General features: G+C 61.0%; 23 protein-coding genes and 1 tRNA gene. 3 read left to right on the forward strand and 21 right to left on the reverse strand.

The genetic code is table 11. The features are described 5' to 3' along the window. The 20 genes from SB753_RS32240 to SB753_RS32335 all read right to left on the reverse strand — a co-directional run bounded on the left by SB753_RS32240 (nt 1) and on the right by SB753_RS32335 (nt 20,962). The gene (locus tag SB753_RS32240) at nt 1-1,491 is read right to left on the reverse strand and encodes an NADH-quinone oxidoreductase subunit M (protein ID WP_288828419.1); all 1,491 of its coding nucleotides are present in this window, start codon (nt 1,489-1,491) and stop codon (nt 1-3) included. A 14-nt stretch (nt 1,492-1,505) separates the two neighbouring features. After that, nucleotides 1,506-3,581 (reverse strand): NADH-quinone oxidoreductase subunit L, encoded by a 2,076-nt coding sequence (gene nuoL / locus SB753_RS32245; RefSeq protein WP_020069590.1) that lies wholly within the window; start codon nt 3,579-3,581, stop codon nt 1,506-1,508. Between the two features lie 17 nt (nt 3,582-3,598). Continuing rightward, nucleotides 3,599-3,904 carry an NADH-quinone oxidoreductase subunit NuoK gene (nuoK, locus tag SB753_RS32250; RefSeq protein WP_013339863.1) on the reverse strand — a complete coding sequence of 102 codons (306 nt, stop codon included), beginning with the start codon at nt 3,902-3,904 and terminating at the stop codon, nt 3,599-3,601. Between the two features lie 20 nt (nt 3,905-3,924). Then, on the reverse strand, nt 3,925-4,611 hold the full coding sequence (locus SB753_RS32255) for an NADH-quinone oxidoreductase subunit J (RefSeq protein ID WP_020069589.1): 687 nt from the start codon (nt 4,609-4,611) through the stop codon (nt 3,925-3,927). Nucleotides 4,612-4,820: 209 nt separating this feature from the next. Then, complete coding sequence (nuoI, locus tag SB753_RS32260) at nt 4,821-5,309, reverse strand: NADH-quinone oxidoreductase subunit NuoI (protein WP_020069588.1); 489 nt, start codon at nt 5,307-5,309, stop codon at nt 4,821-4,823. A gap of 15 nt (nt 5,310-5,324) precedes the next feature. Continuing rightward, the gene (gene nuoH, locus SB753_RS32265) at nt 5,325-6,389 is read right to left on the reverse strand and encodes an NADH-quinone oxidoreductase subunit NuoH (RefSeq protein WP_020069587.1); all 1,065 of its coding nucleotides are present in this window, start codon (nt 6,387-6,389) and stop codon (nt 5,325-5,327) included. Then, nucleotides 6,390-8,723, reverse strand: a complete 2,334-nt coding sequence (gene nuoG / locus SB753_RS32270) for an NADH-quinone oxidoreductase subunit NuoG (RefSeq protein WP_410803952.1) — start codon at nt 8,721-8,723, stop codon at nt 6,390-6,392. A gap of 160 nt (nt 8,724-8,883) precedes the next feature. Then, a complete protein-coding gene (gene nuoF / locus SB753_RS32275; protein ID WP_020069585.1) occupies nt 8,884-10,212 on the reverse strand; it encodes an NADH-quinone oxidoreductase subunit NuoF in 1,329 nt (442 codons plus the stop codon). Beyond that, entirely contained in the window at nt 10,209-10,694 is a 486-nt protein-coding gene (nuoE, locus tag SB753_RS32280; protein WP_006052900.1) for an NADH-quinone oxidoreductase subunit NuoE, read from the reverse strand. Before nuoE ends, nuoF begins: the two co-directional genes overlap by 4 nt. A 131-nt stretch (nt 10,695-10,825) precedes the next feature. Beyond that, complete coding sequence (locus SB753_RS32285; protein WP_020069584.1) at nt 10,826-12,079, reverse strand: NADH-quinone oxidoreductase subunit D; 1,254 nt, start codon at nt 12,077-12,079, stop codon at nt 10,826-10,828. Nucleotides 12,080-12,088: 9 nt separating this feature from the next. Beyond that, nucleotides 12,089-12,691, reverse strand: a complete 603-nt coding sequence (locus SB753_RS32290) for an NADH-quinone oxidoreductase subunit C (RefSeq protein ID WP_020069583.1) — start codon at nt 12,689-12,691, stop codon at nt 12,089-12,091. 20 nt (nt 12,692-12,711) lie between these two features. Beyond that, a complete protein-coding gene (locus SB753_RS32295) occupies nt 12,712-13,191 on the reverse strand; it encodes a NuoB/complex I 20 kDa subunit family protein (protein WP_006052903.1) in 480 nt (159 codons plus the stop codon). 63 nt (nt 13,192-13,254) lie between these two features. Beyond that, nucleotides 13,255-13,614: an NADH-quinone oxidoreductase subunit A gene (locus SB753_RS32300; protein WP_013339872.1), complete on the reverse strand. Its 360-nt coding sequence runs from the start codon at nt 13,612-13,614 to the stop codon at nt 13,255-13,257. Between the two features lie 160 nt (nt 13,615-13,774). Then, nucleotides 13,775-13,859 (reverse strand) — tRNA-Leu (locus SB753_RS32305). A gap of 112 nt (nt 13,860-13,971) precedes the next feature. Then, nucleotides 13,972-14,349: a preprotein translocase subunit SecG gene (gene secG, locus SB753_RS32310; protein WP_020069582.1), complete on the reverse strand. Its 378-nt coding sequence runs from the start codon at nt 14,347-14,349 to the stop codon at nt 13,972-13,974. Nucleotides 14,350-14,431: 82 nt separating this feature from the next. Continuing rightward, entirely contained in the window at nt 14,432-15,211 is a 780-nt protein-coding gene (tpiA, locus tag SB753_RS32315) for a triose-phosphate isomerase (protein WP_408162529.1), read from the reverse strand. Nucleotides 15,212-15,409: 198 nt separating this feature from the next. Then, nucleotides 15,410-16,426, reverse strand: coding sequence for an NAD(P)H-quinone oxidoreductase (locus SB753_RS32320; RefSeq protein ID WP_410803959.1), 1,017 nt, complete (start codon nt 16,424-16,426; stop codon nt 15,410-15,412). Nucleotides 16,427-16,661: 235 nt separating this feature from the next. Then, nucleotides 16,662-18,809, reverse strand: a complete 2,148-nt coding sequence (pnp, locus tag SB753_RS32325; RefSeq protein ID WP_020069579.1) for a polyribonucleotide nucleotidyltransferase — start codon at nt 18,807-18,809, stop codon at nt 16,662-16,664. Nucleotides 18,810-19,166: 357 nt separating this feature from the next. Beyond that, nucleotides 19,167-19,439, reverse strand: a complete 273-nt coding sequence (rpsO, locus tag SB753_RS32330) for a 30S ribosomal protein S15 (protein WP_006048211.1) — start codon at nt 19,437-19,439, stop codon at nt 19,167-19,169. A 206-nt stretch (nt 19,440-19,645) separates the two neighbouring features. Beyond that, on the reverse strand, nt 19,646-20,962 hold the full coding sequence (locus tag SB753_RS32335) for a branched-chain amino acid ABC transporter substrate-binding protein (protein ID WP_410803961.1): 1,317 nt from the start codon (nt 20,960-20,962) through the stop codon (nt 19,646-19,648). A gap of 185 nt (nt 20,963-21,147) precedes the next feature. Between SB753_RS32335 and SB753_RS32340 the strand changes: the two genes are divergently transcribed. From SB753_RS32340 to SB753_RS32350, 3 genes are all read left to right on the forward strand, one after another. Beyond that, nucleotides 21,148-21,699 carry a hypothetical protein gene (locus SB753_RS32340; protein WP_088173585.1) on the forward strand — a complete coding sequence of 184 codons (552 nt, stop codon included), beginning with the start codon at nt 21,148-21,150 and terminating at the stop codon, nt 21,697-21,699. Between the two features lie 234 nt (nt 21,700-21,933). Next, complete coding sequence (locus SB753_RS32345) at nt 21,934-22,569, forward strand: carbonic anhydrase (protein WP_410803963.1); 636 nt, start codon at nt 21,934-21,936, stop codon at nt 22,567-22,569. Nucleotides 22,570-22,645: 76 nt separating this feature from the next. Then, nucleotides 22,646-24,223, forward strand: a complete 1,578-nt coding sequence (locus SB753_RS32350) for a SulP family inorganic anion transporter (protein WP_087754084.1) — start codon at nt 22,646-22,648, stop codon at nt 24,221-24,223. Between the two features lie 121 nt (nt 24,224-24,344). Here the strand turns inward: SB753_RS32350 and SB753_RS32355 are convergent, their stop codons facing one another. Further along, nucleotides 24,345-25,892, reverse strand: a complete 1,548-nt coding sequence (locus SB753_RS32355) for a 2-isopropylmalate synthase (protein WP_087754085.1) — start codon at nt 25,890-25,892, stop codon at nt 24,345-24,347. Between the last annotated feature and the right edge of the window lie 413 nt (nt 25,893-26,305).

Consider the following 26,305-nt stretch of genomic DNA (forward strand, 5'->3'; position numbering starts at 1 on the left):
TTACTGAGACAACGGCAGCTTGGACTGCGCAACGTGGGAGAGGAGGTTTTCCACGGATACGTGCATCACATCGGTAAAGGGCTTCGGATACAGGCCCATGAACAGTGTCAGTGCGGCAAGCACTGCCAGCATGAAAAACTCGCGGCGGCTGATGTCGACAAGGCTCTTCACGTGGTCGTTGGCGACCGCGCCGAAGTACACGCGCTTGTACATCCACAACGTGTACGCCGCGCCGAGAATCAGGGTGACAGCCGCGCCGCCCGCAATCCAGAAGTTGTACTGGACGGCAGCCAGAATCACCATGAATTCGCCGACGAAACCTGAGGTGCCCGGCAAGCCGCAATTTGCCATTGAGAACAGCATCACGAAGGCCGCAAACTTCGGCATGACATTGACGACGCCGCCGTAATCCGCGATCTGACGCGAGTGCATGCGGTCGTACAGCACGCCGATGCTCAGGAACATTGCGCCCGACACGAAGCCGTGCGAGATCATCTGGACGATCGCGCCTTCAACGCCGAGCTGATTGAAGATGAAAAAGCCGAGCGTGACGAAGCCCATGTGTGCAATCGACGAGTACGCGACCAGCTTCTTCATGTCGGCCTGCACCATCGCGACCAGACCGATGTAGATCACCGCGATCAGCGACAGCGTAATCACAACCGGCGCGAGGAAGTGGCTGGCGTCCGGCGCGATCGGCATCGAGAAGCGCAGGAAACCGTAGGCGCCGAGCTTCAGCATGATCGCCGCCAGCACCACCGAGCCGCCGGTCGGCGCTTCCACGTGGGCGTCAGGCAACCACGTGTGAACCGGCCACATCGGCACCTTCACGGCGAACGCCATGAAGAACGCTATGAATAACAACACCTGGGGCGTCATCGCGATCTGTGCATGCTGCCAGGTCGCCAGGTCGAACGTGCCGGTCTGAACGTACAGATAGAGCAGCGCGACCAGCATCAGCAGCGAACCCATCAACGTGTACAGGAAGAACTTGAACGCCGCGTACACGCGGTTCGCCCCGCCCCACACGCCGATGATGATGTACATCGGGATCAGCGTCGCTTCGAAGAACACGTAGAACAGCATGCCGTCGGCCGCGCTGAACACGCCGACCATGATGCCCGACAGAATCAGGAACGACGCGAGATACTGACCCACGTTCTTCGTGATCACTTCCCACGCTGCGATCACGACGATCACGGTGATCAATGCGGTCAACACGACAAACCACATCGAGATGCCGTCGACACCCAGGTGATAAGTAATGTTGAATCGTTCGATCCAGTTCGCCTTTTCGACGAACTGCAGATCTGCGCTGCTCGAATCAAAACCGGTGATCAGCGGGATCGTCACGATGAAGCTGGCAACCGAGCCGATCAGCGCGACCCAGCGCGCGGGGCCCGGGTTCCGGTCAGAACCGATGGCCAGAACCAGCAGGCCAAAAAGGATCGGCAACCAGATGGCGATACTAAGAATCGGATAAGCGTGCATTAGTGTCCCTCGCCTTATTTGCCGCCGAGCGTTACAAACAGGGTCAGGAGCCCCAACATGCCGATAATCATGGCGAACGCGTAGTGATAGATGTAGCCGGATTGAAGGAAGCGGATCACGCCGGCGAACCAGCCGATGAAGCGTGCGCTGCCATTGACGATACCGTCGATCACGACGACGTCGCCTTCCTTCCAGAGACCACGGCCAATTGCCACGGCGCCCCGCGCGAACACGACTTCGTTGATCTTGTCCATGTAGTACTTGTTGTCGAGCAGCGTGTAGATCGGTCCGAATGCGCGCTTGATGGTAGCCGGCAATTCGGGACGAACGAGATACAGGAACCACGCGACGACCACACCCGCAAGCGCCAGCCAGACCGGCAGACCCGCCACCGAATGCAGCCCCATTGCCGCCCAGCCGTGGAACTCTTCCGCCATTTCATGCAATGCAGGATGGTTTTCGCCGATGAAGATCACCTTGTCGAACGCCACACCGTGCTGGAAGAAGTCGCCGAAAAGCATTGGACCGATTGCGATTGCACCGATCACGACAGAAGGAATCGCCAGCAGCACGAGCGGCAGCCACACCACCCAAGGCGTTTCATGCGGCTCGTGAGCGTGACCGTGGTCGTCGTGACCATGACCGTGACCGTGGTCGTCGTGCCCATTGCCATGACCGTGTGCCGCGGCTTCCGCGCCCATCGGCGATTCCGGATGCTTCGGATCGCGGAAGCGCTCCTTGCCGTGGAACACCATGAAGTACATACGGAACGAATACAGCGCGGTAACGAAAACGCTGGCCACCACGGCGAAGTATGCAAAGCCCGAACCCGGCAGATGCGACAGCTTCACCGCGTCGATGATCGAGTCTTTCGAGTAGAAGCCTGAGAAGAACGGCGTGCCGATCAGCGCCAGCGAACCGACGAGCGACGTGATCCACGTAATGGGCATGTACTTGCGCAGGCCGCCCATGTTGCGCATGTCCTGATCGTGGTGCATACCGATGATCACCGAACCGGCGCCAAGGAACAGCAATGCCTTGAAGAACGCGTGCGTCATCAGGTGGAACACGGCGACCGGGTAAGCCGACGCGCCGAGCGCGACCGTCATGTAGCCGAGCTGCGACAGCGTGGAATACGCCACCACACGCTTGATGTCGTTCTGGACAATCCCGAGGAAGCCCATGAACAGCGCGGTAATCGCACCGATCACCATCACAAACGACAACGCCGAATCCGACAGTTCGAACAGCGGCGACATGCGCGTGACCATGAAGATACCGGCCGTCACCATGGTTGCCGCGTGAATCAGCGCGGAAATCGGCGTCGGGCCTTCCATCGAATCGGGCAGCCATACGTGCAGCGGAAACTGCGCCGACTTACCCATTGCGCCGATGAACAGACAGATGCAGGCCACCGTCAGCAGGCCCCAATCGGTGCCCGGAAAGCTCAATGCCGCGAGTTCAGTGCGCTTTGCAAACACGTCGCCGTAGTTCATCGATCCGGCAAACGCGAACAGCAGGCCGATACCCAGCAGAAAGCCAAAGTCGCCGATGCGGTTCACGATAAACGCCTTCATGTTCGCGTACACCGCGGACTGACGCGTGAAGTAGAAGCCGATCAGCAGGTACGACACGAGACCCACTGCTTCCCAGCCGAAGAACAGCTGCAGGAAATTGTTGCTCATTACGAGCATCAGCATTGAGAACGTGAAGAGCGAGATGTACGAGAAGAAGCGCTGATAACCGTCGTCGTCGGCCATATAGCCGATCGTGTAGATGTGCACCATCAGCGACACGAAGGTCACGACGCACATCATCATTGCCGTCAGCGAATCGACGAGGAAGCCGACTTCGAACTTCGTCTTGCCGATCGTCATCCATTCGTAGACGGTCGCGTTGAAGCTCGCGCCGTCCAGCACCTGGAAGAACACCATCATCGACAGCACGAACGAAATCGCAACGCCGAGAATGGTGACCGAGTGCGCACCCGCGCGCCCTACCGCCTTGCCGAACAGCCCAGCAATCAGGGAACCGGCCAGCGGTGCCAGCGGAATCGCCAGCAGCAGGTTTTCATTGAGTATCGTGGACATAACCGCTTTTCCTGAAATTAACCTTTGAGCTGATCGAGATCTTCGACATTGATCGTGTCGAGGCTACGGAACAGGGTCACCAGAATTGCGAGGCCGATCGCCGCTTCCGCTGCCGCAACCGTCAGCACAAAGAAGACGAAAATCTGGCCATGCACGTCGCCGAGGTAGTGCGAGAAGGCGACGAAGTTGGTGTTCACCGCGAGCAGCATCAGTTCGATCGCCATCAGGATGATGATGACGTTGCGACGGTTCAGGAAAATGCCAACGACGCTTATCGCAAAGAGAATCGCGCCGAGCACAAGGTAATGAGCAAGGGTCAACATGGTTTCTATCTCCTGTCCGCTCAGCTGTTCTTGGCAGATGCCGATTCGGCAGCTGCCGCCGCTGCTGCGGCTTCTTCCGCCGCGACGGTTGCCGCGCTCTTTTCCGACGGCATCTTGACGACGCGCACACGGTCCTGGGCACGCACCTTCACCTGCTGGCTGACGTTCTGGCGTTTGCTGTCTTTCTTGTGGCTCGTGGTCAGCGCAATTGCCGCAATGATCGCCACCAGCAGCACGAGGCCGGCGACTTCGAACGCAAAGATGTAGTCGGTGTAGATCACCTTGCCGATCAGGCGGGTGTTCGACCAGTCGCCCATGCCGTTCGCGGCAGCGGTCGTGTCACGCACCACGGTGCTGGTCGCGCCGTAGCCGTGCCACAGGATCAACGCGGTTTCGAGCACGATGATCGCGCCCACCACGGTGGCCATTGGCACGAAGCGTTTGAAGTCCTTGCGCAGCACGTCGATGTTGATGTCGAGCATCATCACGACGAACAGGAACAGCACCATCACGGCGCCCACATAGACCAGCACCAGCAGGATTGCGAGGAACTCGGCTTGCAGAAGCATCCAGATCGCGGCTGCGTTGAAGAACGCCAGCACGAGAAACAGTGCGGACGACACCGGGTTGCGCGAGGTGATCACCTTCAGCCCTGAAACCACCAGGAGCAGCGCGAAGATGTAGAACAGTACGGTCGTGAATTCCATGATTACCGGTTCATCGTTAGGCCATCGTCAGGCATTTTCTTTGGCACGTGTGTCTGGCAACAGCGCAAAACCGCCAGAACAGTCGCACAGGTGCGCCGTGCCACGGCACTCGGGCCGCGGCGCTCGGCCCGACAACAGGCCGTGTTACTGCTGCATTTACTGATATCGATGCGCAACTGCCGCATCTACCGCTTCGACAACTCGAACGTTTAACGATACGGTGCGTCGGCAGCCTTGTTCACGGCGATCTCCGCTTCGTAGCGATCGCCCACGGCCAGCAGCATTTCCTTCGTGAAGTACAGATCGCCGCGCTTCTCGCCGTGATATTCGAGGATGTGCGTCTCGACGATCGAGTCGACCGGACAGCTCTCTTCACAAAAACCGCAGAAGATGCACTTGGTCAGGTCGATGTCGTAACGCGTCGTGCGGCGCGTGTTGTCCTCGCGCGTTTCCGACTCGATCGTGATGGCGAGCGCGGGACACACCGCTTCACACAGCTTGCATGCGATGCAGCGCTCTTCGCCATTTTCATAACGGCGCAACGCGTGCAGGCCACGAAAACGCGGCGACATCGGCGTCTTCTCTTCCGGGAACTGCACCGTGACCTTGCGCTGGAACGTATAACGTCCGGTCAGCGCGAGGCCCTTGAGGAGCTCCGTCAGAAAGAAGGTCTTGAAAAAATTTTGGATTGCGGTCATGAGTTCATCCGCCCTTTATTTCCAGATATTCCACGGCGACATAATCCAGAAGCCGACCACCACCAGCCATACCACGCAAACCGGAATGAAAATCTTCCAGCCGAGACGCATGATCTGGTCATAGCGGTAACGCGGGAATGTGGCACGCGCCCAGATGAACACCGACAACAACAGGAAGACCTTGAGGACGAGCCAGAAGATGCCGGGGATAAACGACAGGAACCCGAACGGTGCGCTCCAGCCCCCGAGGAACAGTGTCGACGCCAAGGCCGAGATCACGATCATGTTGATGTACTCGGCGAGGAAGAACAGCGCAAACGCCATCCCCGAGTAATCGATCATGTGGCCCGCGACGATTTCCGACTCCCCTTCCACCACGTCGAACGGGTGACGGTTCGTTTCGGCAATGCCCGAGATGAAGTACACCACGAACATGGGCAGCAGCGGCAGCCAGTTCCACGACAGGAAGTTCAGGCCGTGCGATGCAAAGAAGCCCTGCTCCTGCGAATTGACGATGCCCGACAGGTTCAGCGTGCCCGCCGTCATCAGGACGACGACCAACGCAAAGCCCATTGATATTTCGTAGGAAACCATCTGCGCCGCGGCACGCATCGCGCCGAGGAACGCGTACTTCGAATTCGACGCCCAGCCGGCCAGAATCACGCCGTACACACCGATCGACGAAATCGCGATCGCATACAGCAGACCTGCGTTGATGTCGCCGAGCACCGCGCCTGCCTGGAACGGAATCACCGCCCAAACTGCGAAGGCCGGCACCACCACCATGATCGGCGCGATCAGGTAAATCCAGCGGCTTGCCTGAGCAGGCTGAATCACTTCTTTCAGCAACAGCTTCAGCACGTCGGCGATAGGCTGCAGGAGACCCGCCGGGCCGACGCGGTTCGGGCCGAGACGCACGTGCATCCAGCCGATCAGCTTACGCTCCCACAGAATCAGGTAAGCCACGCACAGCAGGATCACGACGGCCACCACAAGGATGCGCACCAGTGCCCACACCGTGGGCCATGCCACACCGAGAAGCTGGGTGCCGCCCGAGTTGATCGTATCGAACAAGCTCATTTACGCCTTCTCCACCACCAGTTCACCGAACAGGCTGCCCAGGGCCGCACCGGCAGGCGTAGCCGCCGATACGCGGACGACCGTCTCCGCAAGATTCGCGTCGCGCACGGCCGGCAACTGCACCGATTGCTCGCCCTGGCGCACGCGAACCGCGTCGCCTTCTTTCAAACCCAGTTTGTCGAACAGCGCAGCCGGCAGGCCGACGTTGTTCGCGGCACGCGCCGCGGCGGTCAGATGCAGCGACTCCGCGCGACGGACGAGCGCGTCGGCGTGATAGATCGGCACGTCGGCGATCCGCTCGAACTTGCCTTCCGCCGCCTTAGCCGTTTTGCCGCGCGCAACTGCCACGCCGGTTCTGTTCGACAGACGCGACTGCAGTTCGCCGTCGCCGAGAGCGGCCTGGCGGACTTCTTCCGCCGTGTCGTACTCGAAACCGGGCACACCCAGCAGGCTGCCCAACACGCGCAACACCTTCCATGCCGGGCGCGTATCGCCAAGCGGACGCACTACGCCGTTGAACGACTGCACCGTACCTTCGGCGTTGACGAACGTGCCGGCCGTTTCCGTGAACGGCGCGATCGGCAGCAGCACGTCGGCGTATTCCGCGCCGGTCTGGAACGGCGACATCACGACAACCATTTCAGCTTGCTTGAGCGCCGCCAAAGCCTGCGCCGGATTCGTTGTATCGAATTCCGGTTCGACGTTCAGCAGCAGATAGCCCTTGCGCGGCTGTTCGAACACTTCGCGAGCGTTCAGACCGCCCTCGCCCGGCAATGCGTTCACCAGATGCGCACCAACCGTGTTGGCGGCTTCCGTCATGAAACCGAGCGTTGCGCCGGTTGCGTCCGCGATCCATTGGGCGGCAGCATGAATGACCGCGAAATCCGGATGACGCACCGCGCCGTTGCCGAGCAGCACGAGACGGCGTTCGCCGGTTGCGAGCGATTTCGCGACTTCCTTGTCCGAGTCCGTAGCTTGTGCGCTCGAGAAAGCCTCAGGCAGCGCTGTACCGTTCGCTTGCGAGACCGCCGATGCAATGCCGGCCAGCGTATCGAGCCACGCCGACGGCGCTGCGGCCAGGCGTTGACCTTGCGGAATCAGCGCGTCGTCGCCCGTTGCCTGAACCAGCGTGAGCTTCGCGCCGCCCTTTGCGGCCTGACGCAGGCGTGCGGCGAACAGAGGATGATCACGACGCAGATCGGAGCCGATCACCAGAGCCGAGTCAATGTTCGACAGATCGGCAATCGCGGTGCCGAGCCACGGCGTGCCGTTGACCGGAGCCGAGAAATCCGACTGACGCAGGCGGAAGTCGACGTTAGGCGTGCCGACCGCTTGAGCGAGCTGCTTCAGCAGGAACAGTTCTTCGACCGTGCTATGGGCGCTGCTGAGCGCGGCCAACGCGTTCGCGCCGTGGTCGCCCTTGATGCCCTTCAGACCCTTCACCACGTAATCGAGCGCGGTCTGCCAGTCGGTTTCGACCCACTTGCCGCCCTGCTTCAGCATCGGCTGCGTCAGACGCTCCGGGCTATTCAGGCCTTCGTACGAGAAGCGGTCCTTGTCCGAAATCCAGCATTCGTTGATTGCTTCGTTTTCGAACGGCAGAACACGCATCACGCGGTTGTTCTTCACTTGCACCACGAGGTTCGCGCCGACCGAATCATGCGGGCTCACCGACCGGCGGCGCGACAGTTCCCACGTACGTGCGCTGTAGCGGAATGGCTTGCTGGTCAGCGCTCCGACCGGGCACAGGTCGATCATGTTGCCCGACAGTTCGGAGTCGACCGTCTTGCCGACGAACGACGTGATTTCCGAATGTTCGCCGCGGCCCAACATGCCGAGTTCCATCACGCCGGCCACTTCCTGGCCGAAGCGCACGCAGCGCGTGCAGTGAATGCAACGCGACATTTCTTCCATCGAGATCAGCGGGCCGACGTTCTTATGGAACACGACACGCTTTTCTTCGCTATAACGCGACGACGACTTGCCGTAGCCCACCGCGAGATCCTGCAACTGGCACTCGCCGCCCTGATCGCAGATCGGGCAATCCAGCGGGTGGTTGATCAGCAGGAATTCCATCACGGCTTGCTGGCCCTTCACCGCCTTGTCCGACTTGGTGCGCACGATCATGCCGGCCGACACCGGCGTCGCGCATGCGGGCACGGCCTTCGGCATTTTCTCGACATCGACGAGACACATCCGGCAGTTGGCCGCAATCGACAGCTTCTTGTGATAGCAGAAGTGAGGAATGTACGTGTCGACCTTATGCGCAGCCTGGATCACCATGCTGCCTTCAGGCACTTCTACTTTCTTGCCGTCTATTTCAAGTTCAACCATGATGGTCAATCTTCCTTAACCTGTTACCGCTCAATCGTTCGCCCCGTTCATCGCCCGTTCAGGCAATGAAATCCCGTGGTTGACGTGTTCTGGTACGTACCTGTGCAGCGTTCTTATGGACCGCTTGTCCGGTCGCTGACCGGGGTCGCTTAGCGCCGGCTCAGGCAGCCACTGTTTCCGCAGCCGCCGCGGCGCCCGCATGACCGCCGACGAGGCAATGCTTGTGAGCGACGTGATATTCGAATTCGTCCCAGTAATGCTTGAGCATGCCGCGCACCGGCATGGCCGCTGCATCGCCGAGCGCACAAATCGTGCGGCCCATGATGTTTTCCGCAACCGAGTTCAGCAGATCCAGATCTTCCGGACGGCCAAGACCGTGCTCGATACGATGCACGACGCGGTACAGCCAGCCCGTGCCCTCACGGCAAGGCGTGCATTGACCACACGACTCTTCGTAATAGAAGTACGACAAACGCAGCAGCGAACGCACCATGCAGCGCGTCTCGTCCATCACGATGACCGCGCCCGAGCCGAGCATCGAGCCGGCCTTGGCGATGGAATCGTAGTCCAGGTCGGTCTGCATCATGACGTCGCCCGGGATCACCGGCGCAGACGAACCGCCAGGAATCACAGCCTTGATCTTCCTGCCGCCGCGCATGCCACCAGCGAGCTCCATCAGCGTCGCGAACGGCGTGCCGAGCGGAACCTCATAGTTGCCCGGACGCTCGACGTCGCCCGAGATCGAGAAGATCTTTGTGCCGCCGTTGTTCGGCTTGCCGATTTCCAGATAATTCTGCGGCCCGATCGCGAGCAGGAACGGCACAGCCGCGAACGTCTCGGTGTTGTTGATCGTGGTCGGCTTGCCGTACACGCCAAAGCTCGCCGGGAACGGCGGCTTGAAGCGCGGTTGGCCTTTCTTACCTTCCAGCGACTCGAGCAGCGCGGTTTCTTCGCCGCAGATGTAGGCGCCGTAACCGTGGTGCGCATGCAGTTCGAACGAGAAGCCCGAACCCATGATGTTCTCGCCGAGGAAACCGGCGCGGCGAGCTTCGTCCAGCGCTTCTTCGAAGCGTTTGTAGACTTCCCAGATTTCGCCGTGAATGTAGTTGTAGCCGACCGTTATGCCCATCGCGTATGCGCCGATAGCCATGCCTTCGATCAGCGAATGCGGATTGAAGCGCAGGATGTCACGGTCTTTGAACGTACCCGGCTCGCCTTCGTCCGAATTGCAGACCAGGTACTTCTGGCCCGGAAACTGACGCGGCATGAAGCTCCACTTCAGGCCGGTGGGGAAACCCGCACCGCCACGGCCGCGCAGACCCGACGCCTTGACGTCGGCGATCACCTGCTCGGGCGGAATTTTTTCTTCAAGGATGCGACGCAGCTGGGCGTAACCGCCGCGCGCCACATAGTCTTCGAGATGCCAGTTGTCGCCGTTCAGGCCAGCGAGAATCAGCGGTTTGATGTGACGATCGTGTAAAGACGTCATTTCGAAAGTTCCTCGAGCAGCTGGTCGATCTTCTCGCGGCTCATGAAGCTGCACATGCGATGGTTGTTCACCAGCATCACCGGCGCGTCGCCGCACGACCCCATGCATTCACCTTCTTTCAAGGTAAATTTGCCGTCCGCCGTGGTTTCGCCGAAGTCGATGCCGAGCTTCTGCTTCAGATATTCAGCGGCGCTGTCGGAGCCGCCGTCCGGGCCGAGTTGACACGGCAGGTTCGTGCAGAGCGTGATCTTGTGCTTGCCGACCGGCGACGTCTCGTACATCGTGTAGAAGGTTGCCACCTCCTGCACGGCGACTGCCGGCATGCCGAGATAGTCCGCGACGAACTGCATGAGTTCGGGCGACAGCCAGCCATGCTCTTCCTGAGCAGTGGCCAACGCCGACATTACGGCGGACTGTTTCTGATCGGCGGGATACTTCGCGATCGCACGATCGATTTCTTTCAGGCCTTCAGCTGAGATCATTTTCAGACACGACTCTTTCAATTCCTACCGAACGAAAACCTGTCGCTCACTTCGTGCTGCGACAGACCCGGCGTTCCTTGCTTGACGCGCGCCTTCGGAACTTCCTGAAGGCGCGCACCGATGATTACGTCCTAGCGATCTACTTCGCCGAACACGATATCCTGCGTGCCGATGATCGTTACGGCGTCGGCGATCATGTGACCGCGCGCCATTTCGTCGAGCGCGGACAGATGCGCGTAGCCGGGTGCGCGGATCTTCAGGCGATACGGCTTGTTCGCGCCGTCCGACACCAGGTAGATACCGAACTCGCCCTTCGGGTGTTCGACGGCGGCGTAAGCCTCGCCTTCCGGTACGTGGAAGCCTTCCGTAAACAGCTTGAAGTGGTGAATCAGTTCTTCCATGTTCGACTTCATGCCCACGCGCGACGGCGGAGCAACCTTGTGATTGTCGATCATCACAGGGCCCGGATTCTTGCGTAGCCACTCAATGCACTGTTTCACGATTCGCGTGGACTGGCGCATTTCTTCGACGCGAACCAGATAGCGGTCGTAACAGTCGCCGTTCACGCCGACGGGAATGTCGAAATCGAGCTTTTCATAGACTTCGTACGGCTGCTTCTTGCGCAAATCCCATTCGATGCCCGAACCGCGCAGCATTGCACCGGACATACCCATTTGCAGGGCGCGCTCCGGGCTGACCACGCCAATGCCGACCAGACGCTGTTTCCAGATCCGGTTGTCGGTGAGCAGCGTTTCGTATTCGTCGACGCACTTCGGAAAACGCGTGAAGAAATCGTCGATGAAGTCGAGCAACGAACCTTGACGGTTCTCGTTCATCTTAGACAATGCCTTCGCATTGCGAATCTTCGACGCCTTGTACTGCGGCATGGCGTCCGGCAGATCGCGATAGACACCGCCCGGACGATAGTAAGCCGCGTGCATCCGTGCGCCGGACACTGCTTCGTACACGTCCATCAGATCTTCACGCTCGCGGAACGCATACAGAAACACTGCCATTGCGCCGACGTCGAGCGCGTGTGCGCCGATCCACATAAGGTGGTTCAACACGCGCGTGACTTCATCGAACATCACGCGGATGTATTGAGCACGTACCGGCACGTCGATGCCAAGCAGCTTTTCGATTGCCATTACATAGCCGTGCTCGTTGACCATCATCGACACGTAGTCGAGACGGTCCATGTACGGCACCGACTGAATGAACGTTTTCGTTTCGGCGAGCTTTTCAGTCGCGCGATGCAGCAGGCCGATGTGCGGATCGGCGCGCTGGATGACTTCGCCGTCGAGTTCCAGCACGAGACGCAGCACGCCGTGCGCTGCCGGGTGCTGAGGACCGAAATTGAGCGTGTAGTTCTTGATCTCTGCCATGGCGTTCTCTTAGTGTTTCAGACCGCCATAGCGATCTTCGCGGATCACGCGCGGCGTGATTTCCCGCGGCTCGATCGTCACAGGCTGATAGACGACGCGCTTTTCTTCCGGGTCGTAACGCATTTCGACGTACCCGGAGACAGGGAAATCTTTGCGGAACGGGTGACCAATGAAACCGTAGTCGGTCAGAATGCGGCGCAGATCCGGATGGCCTTCGAAGACGATGCCGTACAGGTCGAATGCCTCGCGCTCGTACCAGTTAGCCGAATTCCAGACGTCGACCACCGATGGCAGGATGGGCATTTCGTCGTCGGGCGCGAACACACGAAGCCGCACGCGCCAGTTGTTCTGCACCGACAACAACTGCAGAACGGCCGCGAAACGCGGACCGTCGTAAGCGCCGTCGGCATAGGTTTGATAGTCGACGCCGCACAGGTCCATCATCTGCTCGAAACCGAGCGAGCGGTCGTCGCGCAGACGCGTTGCCACGTTGAGGTAGTCGCTTGCTTTCACGACGATCGTCAACTCACCGATTGCCTCGGTGGTGCTCAGCAGGAGGCCGCCAAATGCCGCCTCGAGGTTCGCTTTCAGGGTCTCGAGTTTGCTTGCCATATTGTGGGGGAGGCGTTGCCTTATTGACGGGCGATTGTGTTAGTGCGGCGAATCTTGGCCTGCAACTGGATCACGCCGTACACCAGCGCTTCCGCTGTTGGCGGGCAGCCCGGTACGTAGACGTCGACCGGCACGATGCGGTCGCAGCCACGCACCACCGAATACGAGTAGTGGTAATAGCCGCCGCCGTTCGCGCACGAGCCCATCGAAATCACCCAACGCGGCTCGGCCATCTGGTCGTACACCTTGCGCAGAGCCGGCGCCATTTTGTTGCAAAGCGTGCCGGCGACGATCATCACGTCCGACTGACGCGGACTCGGACGAAACACCACGCCAAAGCGGTCGAGGTCATAACGGGCAGCGCCCGCATGCATCATCTCGACCGCGCAGCATGCAAGACCGAACGTCATCGGCCACAGGGAGCCGGTACGCGTCCAGTTGATCAGTTTGTCAGCCGTTGTGGTGACAAACCCTTCCTTCAAGACCCCTTCGATACTCATTTGCTTTCCACTCCAGACGGGGCGGCAAGCCTTGGCCACCCACGCAAACCGGCGATTAAACCATCATTCCCAGTCGAGGCCGCCCTTCTTCCAGATATAGGCGAAGCCCAGCAGGAATTCGAGCAGGAAAATCATCATCGCCATGAAACCGGGCCAGCCGATGTCGCGCAGGGCGACGCCCCACGGGAACAGGAACGCGGTTTCAAGGTCGAAAATGATGAAGAGAATGGCGACGAGGTAATAGCGCACGTCGAACTTCATGCGCGCATCTTCGAATGCTTCGAAGCCGCACTCGTACGGTGCGTTCTTCTCGGTGTCGGGCTTGTTGGGACCGAGGATCTTGCCAATACTGACCAGTGCTACGCCTAAACCGGTGCCCACAACGAGGAACAACAAGACGGGGAAATAGGCTGCGAGGTTCAAGACTATCCTCAATCGGTTGGTTCTGAGTGCCGTCAGGAGCATAGCACCCCTGACGCGAAATCACTTCTGAGACGCACATGTCACGGATTGAGCGCAATCCGTGCGCCAGAAGTGAAAATGCCAGCCGAAGCGAAGCAAGCGGCTGGCATTAGATAACATTTGGTGCCGACGGCGAGACTCGAACTCGCACAGCTTTCGCCACTACCCCCTCAAGATAGCGTGTCTACCAATTTCACCACGTCGGCACTGTATGCAATCCGGGAAAACAACTTATAAAACCCGCGAATCGCTTCAAGACTTAGATTGTAACTGCTCTAAACAGTTTGTTCAACGCACAAAACCACTTTCTACGAAAATTTATTTCGGCACGTCAGTAGCAGGCACGGACGCAGCCGATGCCGCCAACGCACCCGAACCACCAGCCGGCGCGGAAGCGGCAGAAGCCACAACAGGTGCCGTAGCCGTGGCACCGAGCACGCCTGCAGAAGGCTTTGCGCGATACGCACCGAGATAGGTCAGCGTCAACGTAGTTACAAAAAACACTGCCGCGAGCACTGCAGTTGTCCGCGACAAAAAGTTTGCCGACCCGGTGGCACCGAACAGGCTGCCCGACGCTCCACTACCAAAAGCCGCGCCCATATCGGCGCCTTTGCCGTGCTGCAGCAACACGAGGCCGATGACCCCGAGCGCCGACAACAGCTGAACGACGATAATCAATGTTTTCAAATACAGCATTACACTCACCTGAGTCTTTATTAGCCGGGTCTCGCAGGCTGCGAGACCCCGGAATGGGTCATCCTCGACTACGGCAATCCACTTAAGTCGCGGCTGTCGTTGCAGCCGCCGCCTTGCAGATCGCCAGAAAATCCTTGTCCTTCAACGACGCGCCGCCGATCAGGCCACCGTCGATATCCTGCTGGCTGAACAACTCTTCCGCGTTGTCCGGCTTCACACTGCCGCCATACAGCAGCGTCACATTCGCAACACTGGCGTCCTTGGCCGCAAGACGCGAGCGCAAGAAAGCGTGCACCGCCTGCGCCTGCTCGGACGTCGCGCTCTTGCCGGTGCCGATCGCCCAAACGGGCTCGTACGCAACCACGATACGCGCCGCTTCCTCGGTCGACAGCTTGGCCAGCACCTCGTCGAGCTGCGCGCCGACTACCTGCTCGGTCGATCCGGCTTCGCGCTCCTCGAGCGTTTCGCCGACGCATACGATAGGCGTCAATCCCGCCTCGAGCGCGCGCTGTGTCTTTACGGCGACCAGCTCGGCGCTTTCGCGATGATAGGCGCGGCGCTCCGAATGCCCGACGATCGCAAACGCGGCGCTGAAATCCGCCACCATTTGCGCAGCCACCTCACCGGTATAAGCACCGTGCGTGAAAGCGGAAATGTCCTGCACGCCCCACACCACCCGGCTGCCTTCCAGCAACGACTGCGCTTGCGCGAGGTACGGGCTCGGCACGCAAACACCCACGCGCACGTCGGCCGGGAGTTCTGCGGCACCCTTCGCCACCGCCTGCAACAGCCCCGCGTTGTCGGCGAGACACCCGTGCATCTTCCAGTTACCAACTACCAGTTTCGCTCGTTGCGTGGACATCGTCTCGTCTTGCCCCTTGTCGTCTGCTTGCGGTGCCTTGGGGGCGGGCTTCGTGTGCACTCTCTGTGCGCACCGTTTGCGTACCTCGCAACCCGCCTTTCGAATTCATGCAGCGTGCGCAAAACGCGCAATTTTACTGCGTGGGCGAGATCGGGTCAAACAAGCCTGTGCGCACCGAATCCCGCCCGTAAGCCAGCATCAAGCGTCCTGACCCCAAGTCAGCACGATTTTGCCGACGTGCGTGCTGCTTTCCATCAGCGCATGCGCTTCAGCAGCCTGCGCGGCAGGAAACACGCGATGCACCACCGGCTTGATCCGACCGTCTTCCAGATGCGGCCACACCTGCGCCTTGAGTTGTGCGGCAATTTTCGCCTTGAATTCGATCGGCCGAGGACGCAGCGTCGAACCGGTCACCGTCAACCGGCGGCGCAGCACCTCGTTCAAATTCAATTCCGCCTTCGCGCCGCCCAGCAGCGCGATCAGCACAATGCGCCCGCCGTCGGCGAGTGCCGTAAGTTCGCGCGACACGTAGCTGCCCGCCACCATGTCGAGGACCACGTCCACGCCGCGGTCGTTAGTCAGCGACTTGATGACTTCGACGAAGTCTTCCGTCTTGTAGTTAATGGCACGCTCCGCGCCCAATGCCTCGCACGCACGGCACTTTTCGTCCGAGCCGGCGGTTGCGAACACGCGAAAACCCAACGCATGGGCAATCTGGATCGCGGTGACGCCGATACCGCTCGAGCCGCCCTGCACCAGCAACGTTTCGTTCGGGCCGCCCTCGCCCTTGCCGAGCTGGGCGCGATCGAACACATTGCTCCAGACCGTAAAAAAAGTCTCCGGAAGCGAAGCTGCTTCGACATCGGACAGGCCGTTGGGCACCGGCAAGCATTGCAATAGCGGCGCGGTCGCATACTCGGCGTAGCCGCCGCCCGCTAGCAACGCACATACGCGATCGCCGATTTTCAGGCCGAACGGATTGTTCTTCGCGTCGATGTCGCCGCCGACGATCTCGCCCGCCACTTCGAGCCCCGGCAGGTCGGAGGCGCCCGGAGGCGGCGCATAGGCGCCCTTGCGTTGAAACACGTCCGGACGGTTGATGCCAAAAGCCGCCACCTTGATCAGCACCTCGCCCGCTTTCGGCTGCGGCGTGGGCCGCTCCGCGAGCTTGAGAACTTCCGGCGCTCCGAATTCCGTGATTTCGATCGCTTTCATCTGCGTCAACTCCAAGATTGGATTGCGTTGCGTACCCGCGTTCGTCCGCGTTCCCTGCATTGTCGCCGGATCACGGCAATCAGGCACGAGCCGCGTGAACCGCCGATCAATCCGCCGCTTCGACCCGGTTATTCACCTGTCGAATGGGATCTGTCTGCAAGGCAATCCACCCTGCGTCCATCATGAAAAACGGCCGGCGCGCATACGCGCTGCCGGCCGTTGTGCTGCTACCGCTTTACTGCGGCGTCGGCTCGCCTTGCGGCGCGCTCGGCGCGCCGTCGTTCAGCAACGCCTTTGCCGACAGACGCACACGACCCTTTTCGTCCGTCTGGATGACCTTGACCTTCACTTGCTGGCCATCCTTCAGGTAGTCGTTGATGTCCTTGATTCGCTCGTTGGCGATTTCGGAGATGTGCAGCAGACCGTCCTTGCCCGGCAGGATGTTCACGATCGCGCCGAAATCGAGCAACTTGAGCACGGTGCCTTCGTACACCTGACCCACTTCGACCTCAAGCGTGATGTTCTCGATACGCTTCTTCGCTTCGGCCATGCCTTCGCTGCTGGTGCTCGCGATGGTCACGACGCCGTCGTCGGAAATATCGATCGTCGTGCCGGTTTCTTCCGTCAGCGCGCGGATCACCGAACCGCCCTTGCCGATCACGTCGCGGATCTTTTCCGGATTGATCTTGATGGTGATCATGCGCGGTGCGAACTCCGACAATTGCGTGTTCGCGCCCGACACCGCCGAAGTCATCTTGCTCAGGATATGCATACGGCCTTCCTTCGCTTGCGCGAGGGCGACCTGCATGATTTCCTTCGTGATGCCCTGGATCTTGATGTCCATCTGCAGTGCGGTCACGCCATGTTCGGTGCCCGCCACCTTGAAGTCCATGTCGCCGAGGTGATCTTCGTCGCCGAGGATGTCGGTCAGCACGGCAAACTTGTTGCCTTCGAGAATCAGGCCCATGGCGATGCCGGCGACGTGCGCCTTCATCGGCACGCCGGCGTCCATCAGCGCGAGGCAGCCGCCGCACACCGAAGCCATCGACGAAGAGCCGTTCGATTCCGTGATTTCCGACACGACGCGGATCGAGTAACCGAACTCGTCGGCGCTCGGCAGACACGCGGCCAGCGCGCGCTTGGCGAGACGACCGTGACCGATTTCACGGCGCTTCGGCGAACCGACGCGGCCCGTTTCGCCGGTCGCGAACGGAGGCATGTTGTAGTGAAGCATGAAACGTTCGCGATACTCGCCTTCGAGCGCGTCGATGTTCTGCTCGTCGCCCTTCGTGCCGAGCGTCGCCACCACCAGCGCCTGCGTTTCGCCGCGCGTGAACAGTGCCGAGCCGTGCGTACGCGGCAGCACGCCGGTACGGATTTCGATCGGGCGCACGGTGCGCGTGTCGCGGCCGTCGATACGCGGCTCGCCGTTCAGGATCTGCGTACGGACGATCTTCGCTTCGATGTCGAACAGCACGTTGCCGACGGTTGCCTTGTCGGCCGCCACGGTGCCGTTTGCCGACGCGTCTTGCTCCAGCTTCGCGGAAACTGCTGCGTAGATTTCTTTCAGCTTGGTCGAACGCGCCTGCTTGTCGCGGATCTGGTAAGCGGCGAGCAGTTCGGCTTGCGCCAGTTCCGTCACGCGCGCGATCAGCGGCTCGTTCTTCGCGGCCGGTTGCCAATCCCATTCCGGCTTGCCGCCTTCGCGGACCAGATCGTGGATCGCGTCGATCGCGATTTGCATCTGCTCATGGCCGAACACCACGCCGCCGAGCATCACTTCTTCGCTCAGTTGCTGCGCTTCCGATTCGACCATCAGCACCGCGCGTTCCGTGCCGGCGACGATCAGGTCGAGCGCCGATTCCTTCATTTGCGGACGCGTCGGGTTCAACACATATTCGTTGTTGATGTAGGCCACGCGTGCAGCGCCGACCGGGCCGTTGAACGGCAAACCGGAGACGGCGAGCGCCGCCGACGCGCCGATCAGCGCGGGAATGTCAGCGGGGATTTCCGGGTTCAGCGACAGGACGTGGATCACGACCTGGACTTCGTTGTAGAAGCCTTCCGGGAAGAGCGGACGCAACGGACGGTCGATCAGGCGCGAGATCAGCGTTTCGCCCTCAGACGGACGGCCTTCGCGGCGGAAGAAACCGCCCGGAATCTTGCCGGCCGCGTAGGTCTTCTCAAGATAGTCGACGGTCAGCGGGAAAAAGTCCTGGCCCGGCTTGGCCGTCTTGGCGCCCACCACGGTCGCCAGAACCACGGTGTCTTCGACGTCGACGATTACCGCACCGCTCGCCTGGCGAGCAATCTCGCCGGTTTCGAGGCGAACGTTATGTTGTCCCCACTTAAATTCTTTGACGATCTTGCTGAACATAGTCATTGCTTTTCCTCATCGTTATGCCGCGCGGACCAGAAGCGGCGCGGCAACGCCAGGACCGGCGCCGCACGGGAAGAGTAGTGTTATGCCATTCCAGAGAGCCACGCTCTGCGCCGTCTGCATTGCTTACGTCGACTAAGCGCGCGAATCGCTGGAATGACACAAAGCTCCGCCCTGAAGCCCGGCCATGTTTCTGTATTTGCTGCTTTTCTACTGCTTTTACTGCTTACTGCCCCGCCGCATCAACCGGCACGCCGCGGCGGACTACAGGCTGTGCGCCCCACATGAAGCGCACCGCGCAAAAACAAAATGCCTGTATCAGTGGAACTGACACAGGCATCTTGCTGAACGACTGGCCGATTACTTACGCAGACCCAGCTTCTCGATCAGTGCGCGGTAACGATCCGCGTCCTTACCCTTCAGGTAGTCGAGCAGCTTGCGGCGGCGGCTCACCATGCGCAGCAGACCGCGGCGGCTGTGGTGATCTTTCGCGTGTGCCTTGAAGTGAACGGTCAGTTCGTTGATGCGGGTCGTGAGCAGCGCGACCTGAACTTCGGGGGAGCCGGTGTCGTTAGCTGCGCGTGCGAATTGCGCAACGACTTCGGACTTCTTGCTTGTATCAACTGCGGACATGTCGATTTCCTTGAGAACTAGACAGGCGGTCACGGAAGAAAGGCCGTGCCGTGGGTTACCCGTGCGAACTAGCGCTGCCAGACAGTTTGCATGACAGCCGGTACCGCAACGGGACGCGTATTGTAGCACAGTGCGATCCCGCCGCGAACCCTGCCCTGCCGCGCCGGACAGCGGCCACGAGGACGCCGCGCGCGGGCAACGACCGGTCAGGGTCGCTTCATCTTGCACACGCTCGCCGGCACGGTGCGCTCAGCCGGCAACGCCAGCACCGTGCGGAAACCGAAGCCGGAGCCCTCGTTGTCGAAGCGCACGCCGAGCGTGCCGACCTTGTCCATTTCCATCACGTAAAGCGGCTGGATTAGTTGATGATCGTCCGCCCGCATCCACGACGGGTGGAAGCCGTTGTCGAACCGGATGCCTTCGAGCGCCCGCGCGACCGCCGCAGGATCGGCGCTTTTCGCGCGATTCATCGCCGCGGCAAGGGTTTCGATCATCAGCGGCATGCGCAGTACCGGGTAGTCGTCCTGCGCGGCCGGGAAGCGGGCGCGAAACGCCTCGTACCAGGCGTCGGAGGCCGCGCCGCCCGCATTGGGGTGCCAGTCGGCGACGGCAATCACCCGCCCGACGCCCGCGTCGCCCAGCGCGGCAGGCGCGCCGAGACTGTTGCCGTAGAACGTGTAGAACTTCGTGTCGAGCCCCTGCTCACGCGCCGCCTTGACGAGCAGCGTCAGGTCGTTGCCCCAATTGCCGGTAATGACGGCGTTCGCGCCGCTCGCACGGATTTTCGCGATGTACGGCGAAAAATCCTTCACACGGCCAATTGGATGGAACTCGTCGCCGACCACGGCAATGTCCGGGCGCTTCGCCGACAGCGCCGAACGCGCGAGACGGCTCACGTCGTGGCCAAAGCTGTAATCCTGGTTCAGCAGATACACCTTCTTCACTGCCCGGTCGCGCTGGATTACGTCGGCAAGCGCGTCCATGCGCATACCCGCATGCGCGTCGAAGCGAAAGTGCCAGAAACTGCAATTGGCGTTGGTCAGTGCCGGGTCGTCGGCGGAATAGTTGAGAAATAGCTCCCGGTTACCCGGCTCGCGGCTGTTCTGCTTTTCAATCGCGCCGATGAGCGCCGCCGCGACCGCCGAACTGTTGCCCTGCAGGATATAGCCGATGTGACGGTCGGCTGCGCTACGCAGTTGCGTCAGCGCCTCTTCGGTGCCGCCCTTGCTGTCCAGCACGACCAGCTCGAGCGGATGAGCGCCGTCCGCAAGCTTCACACCGCCGTGCGCATTCACCTGTTCGACGCCGTAGCGCAGGTTGCGCTCCACTGCCGCGCCGGCGTTCGCGAACGGACCTGACATGCCTTCGATCAGCGCCAACTGGATCGGCGCGCCGGTCGGGCCCGGCGCCGCTTCTGGTGTCCGCGCCGGTTGCGGCGTCTGCGCCGCAGCCGCGCAGGCCGCCGCCACCGTTACCGAGAGTGCCGCCAATGCTACGGCCGTCTTCCATTGCCACTTCGCCATCGTCCGTTCCGTCTGATTCGTCGAAGGGCGGATCATAGGGCGCCGACAACGGAATAAGCAAGCCGCCGCAACCGTTATCGTGCAGACCGGCAAACGCGCGCGCAGCGCAATTCTTTTGCGGCGGCGCGTGTCAAAATAATCCGTCTTGATGATAAAAACGCTAATTGAAAGCCATCGGAGGAATCATGTTGAACCGCCATCGCCGTCAGGCGGCCCTGATCGTGGCGCCGCATGCCGGGCGCGTGCGCCGCGCGGCGCTCGTGTGCCTGAGCGCGCTCGCCCTCGCCGGCTGCGCGCAGCCCTGGCAGCAATACCAGGCGGGCGCGGACGAATCGACCATCGTCGCGCGCCTCGGCCCGCCGCGCGAAAGCTACGATTTACCAAACGGCGGCAAGCGGCTGATGTGGCCAACCCAGCCAATGGGCGAAACGACCACCGCCGCGGACGTCGACGCCTCCGGCAAGATCCTGAACGTCCGCCAGGTACTGCAGCCGAACGAGTTTTATCGCGCGGAAATCGGCAAGTGGACGAGAAGCGACGTGCTGGTGAATTTTGGCCGCCCGGTGGAGACGTCCTACTTCCCGCTGATGAAGCGCGAAGTCTGGACCTATCGTTACCTCGAGGACAACTACTGGTACATGATGTTCAGTTTCTATTTCGACGATCAGGGTGTGCTGCGTCTCACGCAGAAAACGCCGGACCCGCTGCATGATCCCGACCGCCGCAACTTGTTCTAGCCCTGCTGCGCGCCTTACCCACGCATCTCCCAAAACCGCTCCCTGGAGCGGTTTTTTTTATTTATTTCGCATAGCGACGAATTTTATTTCACACACAAGCCATTAATTTTTTGATAGAAAGGCTTTTGTAAGCATTGATCCGATGCAGGTCCGACTGCGGAGCAACGAGCGCGACCACACGGCACAGCCGTGATTGCTGCATCGGACGATGCGCCCTTTATGGAGCCGCTATCGATGAATCGTCCCAAACGCCTTCTCGTCGCCAACGTCGCATGGGCGCACGAAACCGCCGAGCGCAACCCCGAGTTTTTCCGCGATCTGGTACGCGGACAGAATCCGCACGTACTGTGGATCGGCTGCTCCGATAGCCGCGTGCCGGCCGAAACAATCACGCACTGCGAGCCTGGCGACCTGTTCGTACACCGCAATATCGCCAACCTGTTCCGTCCCGACGACGACAACTCCGCGAGCGTCCTCGAATATGCAGTGCGCGTGCTCAAGGTCGGTCATGTGATCGTCTGCGGCCATTATGGTTGCGGTGGCGTGCGTGCCTCGTTGTTGCCGCCCGACCCGAGCCTGCCGCACGTAAATCGTCGTATCGCGCCGCTCTGTTCACTCGCCAGAATTCATCGCGATGAACTCGACGCACACGCAAGCGAGCGCGAGCGCGTCGACCGCCTCGCCGAACTCAACGTGCTCGAACAGGTCAGCCAGCTTCGTGCGAATCCGATCGTGCGCGACGCCGAGACTGCGCCGCTCGTGCACGGCTGGATCTTTGCGCTCGAAGACGGGCGCATCAAGGTGCTCGCGTCCGGCTACGAAGCCGACGACGCAATGACCTGCGAGACCGCCGCCCATAGCGCCGGCTGATACGCGGCATCGTTCAGGGCCTATCCGGTTCAGCCTTCGCCTGCGATCAGGCATCACTCATTCCAGCACCGACACCATGAACCTTCGAGCTTTCTTTTCGACATTTCAGCGCGACGTGCTTGCGGGCACTGTCGTTTTCCTCGTGGCGCTGCCGCTCTGCCTTGGCATCGCCAATGCGTCGGGCGTCGAGCCGTTTGCCGGACTCGTGTCGGGCATCGTCGGCGGCCTCGTGGTCGCGGTTCTCAGCGGCTCGCGCCTGAGCGTCAGCGGACCGGCGGCGGGTCTCGTCGTGATCGTCGTCGACGGAATCGCGCAGCTTGGAAGCTTTTCGGCGTTCCTCGCGGCCGTGCTGCTGTCCGGCGCGATCCAGTTCGGCTTCGGTATGCTCAAGGCGGGCCGTTTCGCCGCCTATGTGCCGTCGCCGGTCATCAAAGGCATGCTGGCTGCGATCGGCGTCCTGCTGATCGTCAAACAGTTTCCGCTTGCGCTCGGGCTGGTCGCCGGACAAGCGGCAAGCGACGCGCCCGCCGCCGCGCAAGCCGGCACGATAGTCGCGCCGTTCGGCTCGGTGTCGCTCGTGGCCTGCGTGATCACGCTGCTGTCTCTGGCGATCCTGATCGGCTGGGAAACTCGCCCGATGCGCCGCTTTGCGCTGGTGCGCATCGTCCCAGCGCCGCTCGCGGTCGTTTTGCTGGGTATCGGCGCTACGTTGCTGCTGCACGTGCTCGCGCCTTCGCTCGCGCCGCCCGCCGAGCATCGCGTTGCGTTACCGTCGCTGGAATCGTTCGCGGCGTTGAGCGTCGCACTCGAGTGGGCCGACTTCGGGCCGCATTTCGCGCAACTCGCGAACCCGGACGTGTGGCGCGTCGCGATCACGCTGGCGATCGTCGCAAGTCTCGAAACCTTGCTGAGCCTCGAAGCGGTCGAGCAGATCGATCCCGAACGACGCCCCGCGCCGCCCGATCGTGAACTGAAGGCCCAAGGCGTCGGCAATCTGATTGCGGGCGCGATAGGCGGCCTGCCGATCACGGCGGTGATCGTGCGCAGTTCTGCGAACGTGCATGCGGGCGCACAAAGCCGTCTGTCGGCGATCATTCACGGCGTGCTGCTGCTAGTCAGCGTGTTTGCGTTGACGAGCGTCATCAACCTGATTCCGCTCGCCTGTCTTGCAGCGATCCTGATTTTCACGGGACTCAAGCTCGCCAAGCCGTCGCTGTTCGTCGCGGTAGCGAAGCAGGGTTTTGCGCCCTTCGCGCCGTTCATCGTCACGCTCGTCGGCGTGCTCGCGACCGATCTGCTGATCGGCATCGTGCTCGGCATTCTGTGCAGCGTGATGCTTGCGCTGTATGCGAATCTGCGCAGTCCGATCGTGCTTGCGCAACACGGCGATCATTACCTGCTGTCGTTCCGCAAAGACGTGTCGTTTCTCGGCAAGGTGCCGCTCAAGCACTACCTGCAGCAGATTCCCGACGGCGCGACACTGATAGTCGATGCGACGCGCGCCGATTTCGTCGACCACGATGTGCGTGAACTGCTCGATACCTTTGTCGAGGATGCGCCGCGCCGCGGCATTGCAGTCGAAGTGCGGCATCAGGCGCGAGGCCAGGCACGCGCGGCGCGCGGCTGGTCGATGCGACGTACAGCGACCGAGTAACGTGGGGAGACTGCGGCGAACGAGCGAGACCAGCATGCCGCAATAAAAAAATGCCCCGCGCCACTTAAGGCGCGGGGCATCGTTTTCTAGCGACGGCAGCGCATGAGCCGCTGCCGCGAACTTATTCGGAACGCTGCGGATTCACTTTGTCGACGTTCGAATAGAGCTTGTTGAGCGCAGAGATATAAGCCTTCGCGGAAGCCGCGACGATATCCGGATCGGTGCCCACGCCGTTGACGATGCGTCCGCTCTTCGAAAGCCGCACGGTCACTTCGCCCTGCGCCTGAGTGCCGGTGGTGATTGCGTTCACCGAGTAAAGCAGCAACTCCGAGCCGCTGCCGACTTCCGTTTCGATTGCGTTGAGCGTGGCATCCACGGGACCGTTGCCGCGCGCCTCGCCGGTGATTTCCTTGCCGTCCATTGCGAATACGATCTTTGCATGCGGTTGCTCGCCGGTCTCGGAATGCTGCGAGAGCGACAGGAACTTGTAGTGCTCTTTTTGCTGCGCCTCAGCCGATTCTTCGGTGACGATCGCAATGATGTCCTCGTCGAAAATCTCCGCCTTGCGATCGGCTAGCTCCTTGAAGCGGGCAAACGCCGTGTTCAGTTCGGCCTCGCTGTCGAGCGCGATGCCCAGTTCCTGCAGACGCTGCTTGAACGCATTGCGCCCCGACAATTTGCCGAGCACGATCTTGTTCGCGCTCCAGCCCACGTCTTCCGCGCGCATGATCTCGTAAGTGTCGCGCGCCTTCAGCACGCCATCCTGGTGAATGCCCGACGCGTGCGCGAATGCGTTCGCGCCCACCACCGCCTTATTCGGCTGCACGACAAAACCGGTGATTTGCGATACGAGCTTCGAAGCCGGGACGATTTGCGTCGTATCGAGACCGAGTTCGAGGCCGAAATAGTCTTTGCGAGTCTTCACAGCCATCACGATTTCTTCGAGCGACGTATTGCCCGCACGCTCGCCGAGACCGTTGATCGTGCACTCGACCTGACGTGCGCCGCCGATCTGCACGCCGGCCAGCGAATTCGCCACCGCCATGCCGAGATCGTTATGGCAATGCACGGAGAACACCGCCTTGTGCGAGTTCGGAATGCGCTCGCGCAGCGTCTTCACGAGGTTGCCGTAGAGTTCGGGCACGCCGTAACCAACGGTGTCCGCGATGTTGATGGTGGTCGCGCCTTCTGCGATCACCGCCTCCAGCACGCGGCACAGGAAGTCCATGTCCGAGCGGCTGCCGTCTTCTGGCGAGAACTCGACGTCGTCGGTGAATTTGCGGGCGAAACGAACCGCGAGCTTCGCCTGCTCGAACACCTGGTCCGGCGTCATGCGCAGCTTCTTTTCCATATGCAGCGGCGACGTGGCGATAAACGTGTGAATGCGGAAGCGCTCAGCGGGCTTGAGCGCGTCGGCGGCACGCTGGATATCTTTGTCGTTCGCCCGTGCGAGCGAGCACACCGTGCTCTCTTTGATCAGACCCGCGATTGTCTGGATCGAGTCGAAGTCTCCGTTCGAACTTGCCGCGAAGCCTGCTTCGATCACGTCGACCTTCATCCGTTCGAGTTGCTTCGCGATACGGATTTTTTCTTCTTTCGTCATCGACGCGCCGGGCGATTGTTCGCCGTCACGCAGCGTGGTGTCGAAAATGATCAGTTTGTCGGACATGTCGAGTCTCCTGCGGAGTCGTTCAATTGTGGGAATCGGATATTGGAATGTGGATGCCGCCGCCGTGAGCGCCGCAAGCAACGCTCGACCATGGATGAAGCGCAACGGGCAGCAGCCGGGTCAATGCGACGGTCAGCGCAATCGATGCGCCGGCTTGCCGAGGTTCGCGGCGCGGCTCGATCGTGGCTCTTGGTGGCTCTTGATGATTCGTGGTGGCTCGATTGTGGCTCGTAGCGCCGCCCCGCCCTCGCCGCATTCACTGCGACTGGAAAGCCAACGCGGACGCAGTCATCCAACGACTATAGCGGCATTCCCTTCGCCGTGCAATTGACGTCAAACCTCCGTGCAGCGCGCGTTGGAGCGAGATTGAGAGCGGCGTCCGGAAATGAAAACGGCGACCCAAAGGTCGCCGT

This window comes from Paraburkholderia sp. SIMBA_053 (assembly GCF_046534895.1).
In the GTDB taxonomy this organism is placed as follows: domain Bacteria; phylum Pseudomonadota; class Gammaproteobacteria; order Burkholderiales; family Burkholderiaceae; genus Paraburkholderia; species Paraburkholderia caledonica.